Annotated in this window: 8 protein-coding genes and 1 pseudogene; 7 read left to right on the top strand and 2 right to left on the bottom strand. The window is 59.3% G+C overall.

The annotated features are described in order from the left end of the window. Positions 1-33: 33 nt before the first annotated feature. Together QMK32_RS19715 and QMK32_RS19710 are read right to left on the bottom strand one after the other, a co-directional pair. A complete protein-coding gene (locus QMK32_RS19715; protein ID WP_283476917.1) occupies positions 34-417 on the bottom strand; it encodes a lipocalin-like domain-containing protein in 384 nt (127 codons plus the stop codon). A gap of 4 nt (positions 418-421) precedes the next feature. Continuing rightward, positions 422-967 (bottom strand): TcmI family type II polyketide cyclase, encoded by a 546-nt coding sequence (locus QMK32_RS19710; RefSeq protein ID WP_283476915.1) that lies wholly within the window; start codon positions 965-967, stop codon positions 422-424. A gap of 549 nt (positions 968-1,516) precedes the next feature. On the opposite strand from QMK32_RS19710, the gene QMK32_RS19705 reads away from it, so the two are divergent. From QMK32_RS19705 to QMK32_RS19675, 7 genes and pseudogenes are all read left to right on the top strand, one after another. Then, on the top strand, positions 1,517-2,785 hold the full coding sequence (locus tag QMK32_RS19705; RefSeq protein WP_283476914.1) for a beta-ketoacyl-[acyl-carrier-protein] synthase family protein: 1,269 nt from the start codon (positions 1,517-1,519) through the stop codon (positions 2,783-2,785). 1 nt (position 2,786) lies between these two features. Then, a complete protein-coding gene (locus QMK32_RS19700; protein ID WP_283476913.1) occupies positions 2,787-4,004 on the top strand; it encodes a ketosynthase chain-length factor in 1,218 nt (405 codons plus the stop codon). A 12-nt stretch (positions 4,005-4,016) separates the two neighbouring features. Further along, positions 4,017-4,298, top strand: a complete 282-nt coding sequence (locus QMK32_RS19695; protein ID WP_283476912.1) for an acyl carrier protein — start codon at positions 4,017-4,019, stop codon at positions 4,296-4,298. Beyond that, positions 4,295-5,077, top strand: a complete 783-nt coding sequence (locus QMK32_RS19690) for an SDR family NAD(P)-dependent oxidoreductase (RefSeq protein WP_283476910.1) — start codon at positions 4,295-4,297, stop codon at positions 5,075-5,077. The genes QMK32_RS19695 and QMK32_RS19690 overlap by 4 nt, the downstream gene beginning before the upstream one ends. Before the next feature lie 34 nt (positions 5,078-5,111). Next, complete coding sequence (locus tag QMK32_RS19685) at positions 5,112-6,068, top strand: aromatase/cyclase (protein ID WP_283476909.1); 957 nt, start codon at positions 5,112-5,114, stop codon at positions 6,066-6,068. Positions 6,069-6,249: 181 nt separating this feature from the next. Beyond that, entirely contained in the window at positions 6,250-7,086 is an 837-nt protein-coding gene (locus tag QMK32_RS19680; protein ID WP_349307581.1) for an alpha/beta hydrolase, read from the top strand. Positions 7,087-7,268: 182 nt separating this feature from the next. Next, positions 7,269-12,746, top strand: a pseudogene (locus tag QMK32_RS19675) (ATP-binding protein); the annotation flags it as partial. Positions 12,747-12,753: the final 7 nt, after the last annotated feature.

The raw sequence follows: 12,753 nt of genomic DNA, 5'->3' as shown, positions 1-12,753 counted from the left end.
ATTGACCAGATTCCCCTGGGCGATTTTATATAGTCACCGCTCTCTACTTGACCGCTCCCATACAAGGGTCCTATCAATCGTCGACCCATCATCCTCAGTCCGATGCGCACTGACAGTCAGGACCATGCCGTCGACGTTCATCTCTCTGCGCTGCGTCTGACCTATCCAATCTGCGCGCGAGCATACGTCTATATGGTTCAAAACAACGCTCCCGTCTACCTCCCACCGCCCTGAATATCCCATGAACCCAAGTGCAGGATGGAGCATGCTTACGGAGACGAATCCGTCGTAGGTATAGATCAGAAGGCCGGTCGCCTCTTCAACCGCGCCCACTTCGGCATCGAGTTCCTTTTGAGACGACTCAAGAAATTTCCTTAAATGCCACACCCCGATGAAGCGGTTCTCCGATGTGCTCAAGCTTTCAGGCATACGGCGTCTCGGTTTCTATCCTCTTCGCAATAGAGTCCGCTGGCCTAGCCCACGTTTCAGGATCGTAGCGACGGATGTACGATTCGAGGTCATCACAAATTTTAATAAACCGCGAGTCGGAGTCACGCCAAGCTTGATTTATCACCTCGGTGCCCGCTGCTTGCTCAAAGTCTTGAAGATGGAAATAGACGTCATTGTAGTGCCAGAGTTGCCGCCGGCGTGTGCCCATTTTTTCGGGAAAGTCAGTCGTGTCCAGTTCAGCAAACAACTCAGCAATACGGCTCGCATCGCCTGGCGTCATCCTGTTCACGACCATAGTCGTGTGCCAAAGCCCAGATCTGATTGCGCTTGCAGTTTCAGTTTCCTCCTTACCGTTCCATAGGTAGAAACGTTCCGCGATTCCGAAGCCAACGTCATCTGCGGCGTCCTTATCCGAATCAACAACGGAAATCGTTAAGTCGTGGTACGAAAATTTTTGCCTGCGAAAGGCCGTTGAATCGGCCCTGCAATCGTCGCCTGCGTCTTTCAGGATTCTCACATTACATTTCATTAGAACTCCTCTCCCGAGCAAACCTGACCGAAAGTAGCGTACCCCCTACTGCGGATGGAGATGGTGTGATAATCGTGAGATTTTGGCAAGTATTGCGTTAAGTATTTGCCGGGCTATTTGACAATTCTACGACCGTTATCGAACGTACAGCCAGGCCTGCGGCACCAGCTCATAGGCCCGCAACGTCTTTGGCCCTATTACCACCTGAGCAGATCTCTCGCACCGAAGCTCCTATCCGGCGACTGCATAAACTTGACAAATATTTGACGTACTAAAAATTGCGCTTGGCACTTGCGCATGCGCACAATGATTCAGACAGAAACCGCTTCCTCCAATTCAGCCTTCCAGCGAGCCTCCACTAACGAGCCAACTGGAGCCGATCATTGCTGAAAGTCCCCAGAACTGTCGGGCGTTTCCATCCGTGTACATAGGACCGTCAGGGTGCGGTGGCGGCCAGCCGCATGCAAGCTTGTCGATCAGATCTCACCGTGGCCCGTACGAGAATCTTCCGATTCACCCACACGCAAGGAGAATCTTTTGAGTAGGCGAAGAGTTGTAATAACCGGAATAGGAGTCATGGCACCCGGCGGCGTTGGCGTGTCAGCATTTTGGGACTTGTTGTCCTCTGGCCGGACTACAACTCGACGCATCTCGTTCTTCGATCCGAGCCCATTTCGTTCGCAAGTTGCGGCAGAAATTGACTTCTCAGCGGAGGATCTCGGGCTAACGCCCCGTGAAATAAGACGAATGGACCGTGCAGCGCAACTTGCAGTGCTCACTGCGCGTCAAGCACTTGCGGACAGTGGACTGGACACCTCACTAATAGACCCCTTCCGAGTCGGCGTCGCAGTGGGAAGCGCGGTCGGTGCCACGATGCGGCTGGACCAGGAATACCGAATACAAACTGATTCAGGAACGCTCGATGCCGCGGACCACCGATATGCTGATCCCTTCTTCTACGACTATTTCGTACCAAGCTCCTTCGCGGCCGAGGTCGCGGAGACAGTCGGCGCGCGTGGGCCATCAACGGTGGTATCTGCCGGGTGCACCTCGGGCTTGGACTCGGTCGGCTACGCAGTCGAACTTATCCGCGAGGGATCCGCGGACATCATGGTCAGTGGAGCTTCAGATGCGCCGATATCTCCAATCACAATGGCATGCTTTGACGCAATCAAAGCAACTACACCCCAACGCGAGGACCCGGCCACCGCGTCCCGTCCCTTCGATGACACACGTAGTGGGTTCGTGCTTGGAGAAGGCGCTGCGATGTTCATTTTGGAGAGCTACGACTCCGCATTGCGACGGGGAGCACACATCTACGCCGAAATATCGGGATACGCCACACGCAGTAACGCCTTCCATATGACTGGTCTGCGCCCAGACGGGCTGGAGATGGCGGAAGCGATCACACGAGCGCTCGACGACGCGAACGTGAACCCAGAGGACATCGACTACATCAACGCTCATGGCTCGGGCACCAAACAGAATGACAGGCACGAAACCGCTGCCTTCAAGCGAAGCCTCGGTGATCACGCATACGCAGTACCGGTCAGTTCGATCAAGTCCATGGTGGGGCACTCTCTCGGAGCAATCGGATCGATCGAGATCGCGGCGACCGTCTTAGCTATGGCGCACAATGTTGCACCTCCGACGGCCAATCTGCACACGGCAGATCCACTATGCGACCTGGACTACGTTCCGATCACCGCCCGTGACCACACCATCAATTGCGCCTTGACCGTTGGTAGTGGCTTCGGCGGTTTCCAGAGTGCGATGTTGCTGACTGAGGCTGGAGGTACCGGGTAAAATGGTTAAAACAGTAATTTCGGGAATCGGAGTATTGGCCCCAACCGGCGTTGGCACCAAGGAATACTGGGACGCTACTAGGGTCGGAAAGAGCGGATTGGGTCCGATTTCCTCGATCGACGCTACGCAGTACCCGGTCAATGTGGCCGGCGAAATTCGCGACTTCACTCCCGAAGCGCTGCTTCCCAGCCGACTAAAGCCTCAGACCGACCGCGTCACGCGGCTATCCTTGGTCGCTTCGGACTGGGCTGTAGCGGACGCACAGTTGAATCTTGCAGAATTGGACCGCTTCTCCGTCGGCGTGTCGACGGCAAGTACGGCCGGTGGGTTCGGCTTCGCTGAACGCGAACTGAGGAATTTATGGCGGAACGGTAGCCAACATGTCAGCGCTTATCAGTCATTCGCATGGTTCTACGCAGTAAATACAGGTCAGATTTCGATTCGGCACGGGTTGAAGGGACCCAGCGGGGTTCTAGTATCCGATGCTGCAGGTGGGATCGACGCCCTTGCACAGGCACGGAGACAGATTCGCAAGGGCACCGATGTAATGCTCTCTGGAGCCATCGACTCCACTCTGTGCGCCTGGGGTCTAGTTGGGCAGTATTCAAGTGGCCGACTCAGTGAGGCGGCTGATCCCGACTCCGCCTATCTTCCGTTCGACCACCGCGCGACCGGACACGTGCCGGGCGAAGGGGGAGCCTTGTTTGTTCTGGAGTCGGAACAGAATGCGGTGTCACGCGGGGCCGAAATCTACGGTGTCTTGGCAGGATACGGTTCGAGTTTCGACCACTCCGGTAGTGCCAGATCCGATGGTCTTATCCATGCGATCCAGACCGCGCTGGCTGATGCCCATGTCGCGGCGTCAGACGTCGATGTAGTTTTTGCCGATGCTGCAGGGGTAGTCGAACTCGACAGAGCGGAAGCCGACGCGATTGGGAGCGTCTTCGGACGCAATAAAATCGCGGTTACTGCACCAAAGACAGCAACTGGGCGGCTCTATTCAGGCGGCGGACCACTCGATATCGCAACGGCGTTACTCTCGATGTCGAATAACGTGATTCCGCCGACCATCAATGTTGAGGTTGATGAAGCCTACGAAATGGACCTGGTCTGCCATCCGCGTGACGTGCAAATAAACACAGCGCTTGTCATATCGAGGGGCTATCGAGGGTTCAATTCTGCAGCTATTTTGACCAAAATTGATACAACCCACCACTAATAAGGAGATGCAATGGAACCGCAAGATTTTTCGATCGCCGACCTCAGGCGAATTCTGACGGAATGCGCCGGCGTCGACGAGACCGTCAACCTAGATGACGATATTTTGGCCGTCGAGTTCGACCAGCTTGGATATGACTCGCTGGCAATACTGGAGACAGCGAGTCGTGTCGAGCGTGAATACGGCGTCTCGCTGGATGAAACTGCACTGCAAGCCGCCTCCACACCTGAGGGGTTCATCGCGCTTGTCCGGTCTCTGGAGCCCGCTTCTCTTAACGAAAGGACCGCGATATGAATTTCGCGGACAAAGTCGTTTTGATTACTGGTGGTACGAGCGGAATAGGTTTGGCAACTGCCGAGCTTTTTGGCCGACAGGGTGCCAGTGTCTATATCGGCGCTCGATCGACCACGAACGTCACTGAGCAAGTAAAAAGGTACCAACAGCTGGACTTTTCGATCGACGGTGCGGAAGTCGACGTTCGAGATTCCGGTTCCGTTTCCAATTTTGTTTCCTCCGCTGTCACGACGTTCGGCCCAGTGGACATTCTTGTCAATAGCGCGGGTATCAGCGGGGGAGGGGTGACGGCAGATCTCAGCGAAGAAGTTTGGAGCAACGTAGTTGACACCAATCTGAATGGGACATTCCGGCTCACTCACGCGGTGCTGAACAACGGGGGAATGCGGTCGAAGCCCTGGGGACGCATCATCAACATAGCGTCCACAGCCGGCAAACAGGGTGTCGTGCTCGGTGCCCCTTACTCGGCGTCGAAACACGGCGTTGTGGGATTTACCAAGGCTCTAGGAAACGAGCTTGCACCAACCGGGATTACCGTGAATGCAGTGTGCCCTGGATATGTGGAAACCCCTATGGCGCAACAAGTCCGGCGCAACTACGCGGCGTTGTACGATATCAGCGAAGAGGCTGTGCTGGCCAAGTTCAACAGCAAGATTCCCATGGGGCGTTACGCAACCCCGGACGAGGTGGCCGGACTGGTCGGGTACCTCGCAACCGACTCTGCATCGTCGATCACAGCACAAGCCCTCAACGTCTGTGGCGGACTAGGAAATTTCTAGCCACGACGCACCTTGATACTGAAAGGACTTTCCAATGTCAGATCAAATTACCCATCGAAACGTGGAGCACAGCATCGAGGTCGATGCTGAAGCCGAGGCAGTCTACGAGTTGATTGAAGACGTTAACAAATGGCCGCAGATATTTCCGCCTACTATTCACGCCCAACGCCTATCGAGGTCCGGGAATATTGAGTTCATCGAGATATGGGCGACTGCGGTCGGCGAGGTTAGGCATTGGACCTCGCAACGGCAAATCGACTCCGCCGGATTGCGAATTAGTTTTCGACAGATGCCCAGACATGACTCAGGCGTCAATATGGGCGGAAGTTGGGTAATAAAACCATTGTCGACCGGACGGTCACTTGTCACTTTATTGCACGACTACTCGACGGCGGACTCATCGAACCTGGCTTGGCTGGACCAGTCGGTAGACGAGAACTCCAAATCTGAATTGTCTTCACTGAAGAAAAATGTCGAGCAAAATATTGCCAGATCAGACTGCTTGTTTTCGTTTGAGGATTCGGTAGATGTGACTGGCGATGCCAGCAGTCTATTTGATTTCATATACGATGCGGGTTCATGGCCTGAACGGCTTCCTCACGTAGCAGCCGTGAAGCTAGACGAGCCTAGTGAGGGAGTGCAATCACTAGAGATGGAAACTCGGAGCCACGACGGATCGGTGCATACGACGAAATCGTATCGCGTGCAAGTCAATGGACGAATTGCGTATAAACAATACACATTGCCAGCATTACTGGAGCTTCATACGGGAGTTTGGAGTTTTACCGAAAAAGACGGATTCGTTGAAGCCAAATCACAGCATACAGTTATTCTGAACAAAGATGCAATTCAGTCTACACTGGGCAAATCTGCGAATATTTATTCTGCAAAGGATTACGTACGAAAGGCGCTCGGCACGAATAGTCTAGCGACCCTGAACCTCGCCAAACAGCACGTCGAAACCTTCAGCTCTATTGAGGGTGCGTCCTAGATACTGACAAGAGTTTCGGCTCCGCCGTCTTCCTTTTCGATTTTTGCGCAATATCACGAGAGTATGGTCCCCATGGAAAATCGCATCAGTCCAGGCGAGGTGACCTGGAGTAGACGATTCCGCATTTGGTTGCTTTCTACCCAAGAGAATGACCTTACGGCTGTAGTACCGGGTGTATCGCATGACGGGGTCGACACCAATGTCTAGAGTCGAACGCGTAGATCTGTCAAGTGGAGATATCCGCCTCACAGGGCTGTTCGCGTCACCGACCACTTCGCCTCGGGCGACTATCGTGGCGGTACATGGCCTAGGTATGACAGCGAGATATTTTGATTACCGCGCACTGGCCGGCCAGTCTTTTTTGGAGTTTGCATCGGAATCAGGGTATAACGTTGTTTCGGTCAATCGACCAGGTTATGGTGGCTCATCCAGTTTTTCCGATGGCATGTCGACTATTGAAATGCAGGCGGATGCCTTGGCCTCCTGTGTCAACTCATTTTTGGAGCACCGAGACGTCGGAGCTGGCGTGATTATGATGGCCCACTCTTTCGGTTGCAAAGTGGCTCTTTCGCTTTCCTCTCGGAGTTTATTAAGAGACTTGATCGGCATCGAGCTATCGAGCTGCGGATACAGATACGAACCCGGTGTGCGGCTCGATTTCTCGTCTCACTATCGAAACTGGGGCCCTCTGAGGCTGTACCCACCTGGCACGTTTCTCACTCTGAAAGATATTCTAGCCACACCCCCAGAACAGGAAATCGCCGAGGCCGCAAGGTGGACTCAGATATTTCCTACTTTAGCGAAAAACATTCGTGTGCCGATTAGGTTGACTTTCGGCGAATACGAGGGTTGGTGGCGACACGACAAAGATGCGTTGCTGGAGATTCAGGAGCTTCTGGATTCATCGCCGATGGTTGCGGTTGAACAACACCCGGATGCCGGGCACAACATTGGCCTTGGGATCTCGGCTCACGAATACCACCTCAAAGCCTTGAACTTCTTTGATACTCTTTCTTAGTTATAGATGAACATTGTTGATCAACCATTATCAGTGGCCGAATATGGTCGGGTCAGGTTCGTGGGCAACATTGAAATGCCCCAAGTAGCGATTCGGTCAGCCATCCTTAATAAGGGGGCGGAGAATCGCAGCGGGTAGTGCCGGGGGGCGTCACAACCATTCAGTTCAACAAGGAGTCCCAGTTGTTCAAGCGGATTGCAGTAGTCAACCGAGGCGAGGCAGCAGTACGGCTGATCCGAGCCGTCCGAGAGCTCAACGCCGAACACGATTACGGCATCCGCACCGTAGCGCTGCACACCGAGGCGGAGAAGCGGGCGATGTTCGTCCGGCAGGCCGACGAGGCAGTCACGTTGGGTAAGCCGGCGACCGGCTCGGCGTATCTCGACTACGGCGTCCTCGAGGCGGCGCTGGTGGAGTCGGGTGCCGACGCAGTGTGGGTCGGCTGGGGCTTCGTCGCCGAGGACCCCACGTTCGCAGACCTCGTCGCTCGTTTGAACATCACGTTCATCGGCCCGTCCGCCGACGCGATGCGTCTGCTCGGCGACAAGGTCGAGGCCAAGCTCCTCGCCGAGAAGGTCGGCGTCCCCGTCGCCCCGTGGTCCGGTGGCCCCGTCGAAACCCGCGCGGACGCCCGCCGTCACGCCGCAGCGATTGGCTACCCCCTGATCATCAAAGCCCGCTCCGGCGGCGGTGGCCGCGGAATCCGCAAGGTCTGGCGCGAAGACGAGCTCGAAGTCTCCCTCGAACGCACCCAGGGCGAAGCCGAGCGCTCGTTCGGCGATCCCGTCGTCTTCCTCGAACGGCTCGTCACCGACGCCCGCCACGTCGAGGTCCAGGTCATCGCCGACAGCCACGGCAACGTCTGGGCACCGGGTGTGCGCGACTGCTCGATCCAGCGCCGCAACCAGAAGGTCATCGAAGAGTCCAGCTCACCGCTGCTGACCCAGGAACAGGCCGACCATCTGCGCACCGCCTCCGCCGAGCTCGTCAAGGCGGCCGGCTACCAGGGCGCGGGCACCGTCGAATACCTGTACCAACCCGAGCAGAAGATATTCACCTTCCTTGAGGTCAACACCCGACTTCAGGTCGAGCACCCCATCACCGAGTACACCACCGGCATCGACCTGGTGAAGATGCAGATTCTCGTCGCCGACGGTCAGGCACTGCCCGGCGAGTGCCCCACCGAGTTCGGTCACGCCGTCGAGGCCCGCCTCAACGCCGAGGACGCCGACAACGGCTTCGCCCCCGCCCCCGGAACCGTGAAGCTGCTCAAGTTCCCCCTCGGCACCGGCATCCGCGTCGACACCGGCATCGCACAGGGCGACGTCATCCCGCCCGATTACGACTCGATGGTCGCCAAGGTCATCGCCTGGGGCCGCGACCGCAGCGAGGCGCTCGCGCGCTTGCGCAACGCCCTGAGAGAGACCACCGTCGTCATCGACGGCGGCACCACCACCAAGTCCTTCCTACTGAGCCTGCTCGACCGCGAGGAAGTCATCTCGGCCTCCGCTGACACCGGCTGGCTCGACCGCACCGAGGCCGGCTCGCAGGTGGGCCCGACGGCCGTCGCCGACATCGCCATCATCGCCGCCGCCATCGATGCCTACGACGCCGAGGAAGGCCGCGAGCGCGCCGCATTCCTCAGCTCCGCCCGCGGCGGCCGTCCCCGCGCCACCCACGCCATCGGCCGCACCGTCGAGCTGAACTACCAGGGCCGGGCCTACCAGCTCGAGGTAGGCCAGACCGGTACACACCGATACAGCATCGAAAGTGACGGACTGCGGGGCGACGGCGTCGGCGAGCTGCAGGTCGACGTCGAACGCCTGGGCACCTACGAGTGCCGCCTGGTCATCGGTGACCGCCGCTACCAGGTCGTCACCGTCGCCGGAGCCGCGCACTTCCTCGTCGAGGTCGACGGCATCAGCCACCAGATCTCCCAGGACGAGGCCGGACTGGTCCGTGCGCCCGCTCCCGCGGTCGTCGTCGCCGTGCCGGTCGCCGTCGGTGACGAGGTCGAGGCAGGCCAGACCCTCGTCGTCCTCGAATCGATGAAGATGGAAACCGCCGTCCGATCCCCGTACGCGGGCACCGTGCGCGAGGTACTCGCCTCGGTCAACGGACAAGTCGACGCCGGAGCAGCCCTACTGCGAGTCGACCAAGCCGGCGAACAGAAGGTCTCCGAACAAGCACCGCGTGTGCAGTTCCGCGGCATCGACGACGCCGCGCAGCGCTCACCGCAGCGCCGCGCCCTCGACCGCCTCGACGAGCTCGCCGCTCTCATCACCGGCTTCGACGTCAGCGGAGCTCGCGCTCGAAACCTGTTGTCCACCTACGAAACTCTCCGTGCAGACGTACCGCGAAACGATTCCGAACTGGTCAGCGCCGAACTGTCACTGCTGGGTACCTTCGCCGACATCTGCGAGCTCTCTCGAAACCGCCCGACCATGGACGAGGAGACGGGCGACGAACGCGTCCACTCCCCCCGCGAGCACCTCCACTCGTTCATGCAGTCCCTCGACGCGGACGTGCAGGGCCTTCCGGAATCGTTCCGCGCCAAGCTCGCTCGCGCGCTCACCCATTACGACGCCGCCATCGACGAGGGCCGCACACCCGAGCTCGAAGAGGCCGTCTACCGCGTCTTCCTCGCACTGCAGCGCATGGAGAACCAGGTACCGGTCATCGCAGCCCTGCTCGGCCACTGGCTCAGCGACAGCTCGCAGCAACCCGACGCCACCCAGGCCATGGCCGAGGTACTCGAACGACTCATCGGTGCCACCCAGGCCCGGTACCCCGTCATCGGCGACGTCGCCCGCAACCTGCGTTTCCGGTTGTTCGACGAACCGCAGATCCGCACTGCACGCGAAAAGATCTACGACGGCGTCCGCGGCAGCCTGCAATACCTCGCCGAGAATGCCGACGCCCCCGACTACTCGGCCCGCATGCAGGAGATCGGCAACGTCGAAGAGCCTCTGTTTGATCTGCTCGGTGACGATGTCGATCCAAGAGTGATGCTGGAAGCGATCACCCTTCAGTACTACGGAATTCACCAGTTCGAGAACGTCGAAGCATTCAATTGTGACAGTCATCGATTTGTCACAGGAGCGTTCGTGCTCAATAGCGTGCGCGTGAACGTCATTGCTACGAGCACCGACCGGTCCACGGTGCACTCCGCTCTGGCGACAATGGACGGGATCGTCGAGCACACATCTGAGATCCAAGTTGCCGACGTCTATCTGTTCTGGCCTGAATCTCCGACCGACGGCGACGAGCTCAGTGCGGAGCTGCAGAAGATCTTCGAACGGTCGCCCTCGCGAGCATTGCGTCGAGTCACGTTCACAGTTTTCGGATCTGGAACCCCACGCCAAATCACGTTCAGGCCAAACGGCGATGGAGGCGTGCTGCTGGAGGACACCATCATCCGGGACATGCATCCGCTGACCGGTCAGCGACTCGACCTGTGGCGACTGAAGAATTTCGACGGCGTTCGCCTGCCCGCCAGCGCAGGTACCTACCTGTTCCACCTGACATCGAAGACCAACCCGTCCGACGAGCGTCTGGTTGCCCTGGCCGAGATCCGCGGCGTAACAACACAGTTGGACGACGCCGGTAATATCGTCGCGGTTCCCGAAATCGAGCGCACCGTCGCCGCCTGCCTCGGTGGCATCCGCCGGGCCCAGGCCGGACGCGGCAAGAAGCGCCTCGACGCCAACCGCGTGGTGCTCTACGTCTGGCCGGTACTGAACGTGCCCGCCGACCGGATCGCCACCATCGCCCGGCACATCGCGCCGCTGACGATCGGTGCAGGCCTCGAGGAAATCACCCTCATCGCCCGACTGGCCGAAACACCCGGTGCGACACCACGCGAGGTCGCGTTGCGGCTGTCGTACCGATCCGGTGCCGGCATCGTCGCGAAGGTGACCCCGCCGCCGACGGAGCCGATGCGCCCGCTCGACGAATACACCCAGAAGGTGCAACGCTCGCAGGCCCGCGGCACCGTGTATCCGTACGAGCTGATTCCGCTGCTGAGCAGCAACGGCGGAACGTTCACCGAATACGACTTCGATGCCGACGGCGTGCTCGCACCGGTCGATCGTCCGTACGGCCGCAACTCCGCGGGCGTCATCGTCGGTGTGGCCACCACGCCGACCGCCAAGTACCCCGAGGGCATCACTCGCGTCGCACTGTTCGGTGACCCGACCAAGGCCCTGGGCACAGTAGCCGAAGCGGAGTGCTCGCGGATCGTTGCCGCCATCGACCTTGCCGAGCAGATCGGCGCCCCCGTCGAATGGTTTGCATTGTCCTCCGGTGCAACGATTTCCATGGAATCGGGCACCGAGAACATGGACTGGGTTTCGCGCGGACTGCGTCGCATCATCACCTTCACCCAGGCCGGCGGTGAGATCAACATCGTCGTCGCGGGCATCAACGTCGGCGCGCAGCCGTACTGGAACGCAGAAGCGACGATGCTCACCCACACCAAGGGAATCCTGGTGATGACCCCCGACAGTGCGATGGTGCTCACCGGAAAGCAGTCCCTGGACTACTCGGGCGGTGTCTCGGCCGAGGACAACTTCGGTATCGGCGGTTACGACCGCGTCATGGGCCCCAACGGTCAGGCGCAGTACTGGGCACCGAACCTGCGGGCCGCGTGCGACATCCTCTTCGCGCACTACGATCACGCGTATGCCGCACCGGGAGAACGCTTCCCACGCCGCGCCGCCACCGCGGACCCGACCGAGCGTGACGTGCGAACCTACCCGCACGTGCACCCGTCGAGCGACTTCACCACCGTCGGCGACATCTTCTCCTCGGTCACCAACCCGGACCGCAAGAAGCCCTTCGACATTCGCACCGTGATGCGCGCCGTGGTGGACCAGGACCACTCGGTGCTCGAGCGCTGGGTCGACATGGCCGACGCCGATACCTCCGTGGTGTTCGACGCTCACCTCTCCGGCATCCCGGTCAGCGTCATCGGTATCGAATCGCGGGCCATCCCGCGCAAGGGTTGGTTCCCCTCCGACGGACCGGATCAGTGGACCTCGGGAACTTTGTTCCCGAACTCGTCGAAGAAGACCGCCCGGGCCATCAACGCCGCCAGCGGTAGCCGGCCGATCGTGGTGCTGGCCAACCTGTCCGGCTTCGACGGATCACCGGAATCGCTGCGCAACATCCAGCTCGAATATGGTGCCGAGATCGGCCGCGCCATCGTCAACTTCGACGGACCGGTGGTGTTCTGCGTGGTCTCGCGCTACCACGGCGGCGCGTTCGTGGTGTTCTCCGGAGCGCTCAACGACAACATGGAAGTACTCGCAGTCGAGGGCTCCTTCGCCTCCGTACTGGGCGGCGCCCCGGCAGCGGCAGTGGTGTTCACCCGCGACGTCAACGGCCGCACCGCAGCCGATCCGGAGGTCAAGGAACTCGAAGCTCGACTGAACTCCGCCACCGGCGACGCCACCCGCTCGTCGCTACGGGTCGAACTCACCACCGTGCGAGCGAACGCCCGCAACGCCAAACTCGGTGAAGTGGCAGCCGAATTCGAGGCGATCCACAACATCCAGCGTGCGCAGAGCGTCGGGTCGGTGCACCACATCGTTCCCGCCGCCGAACTGCGCCCGCAGCTCGTTGCCGCCGTCGAACGCGGAATGGCGCGGTCTCTGGCTATATCCC

Source organism: Rhodococcus sp. H29-C3 (assembly GCF_030063405.1).
Lineage (GTDB): Bacteria > Actinomycetota > Actinomycetes > Mycobacteriales > Mycobacteriaceae > Rhodococcoides.
Note: the sequence above shows the minus strand (reverse complement) of the source record. Positions and strands in the feature narration are given on the sequence as shown.

Excerpts from the sequence above, each read along its gene's own strand:
- QMK32_RS19700 (WP_283476913.1), top strand. The coding sequence starts at position 2,787 with ATGGTTAAAACAGTAATTTCGGGAATCGGAGTATTGGCCCCAACCGGC.
- QMK32_RS19695 (WP_283476912.1), top strand. The coding sequence starts at position 4,017 with ATGGAACCGCAAGATTTTTCGATCGCCGACCTCAGGCGAATTCTGACG.
- QMK32_RS19690 (WP_283476910.1), top strand. The coding sequence starts at position 4,295 with ATGAATTTCGCGGACAAAGTCGTTTTGATTACTGGTGGTACGAGCGGA.
- QMK32_RS19685 (WP_283476909.1), top strand. The coding sequence starts at position 5,112 with ATGTCAGATCAAATTACCCATCGAAACGTGGAGCACAGCATCGAGGTC.
- QMK32_RS19680 (WP_349307581.1), top strand. The coding sequence starts at position 6,250 with ATGACGGGGTCGACACCAATGTCTAGAGTCGAACGCGTAGATCTGTCA.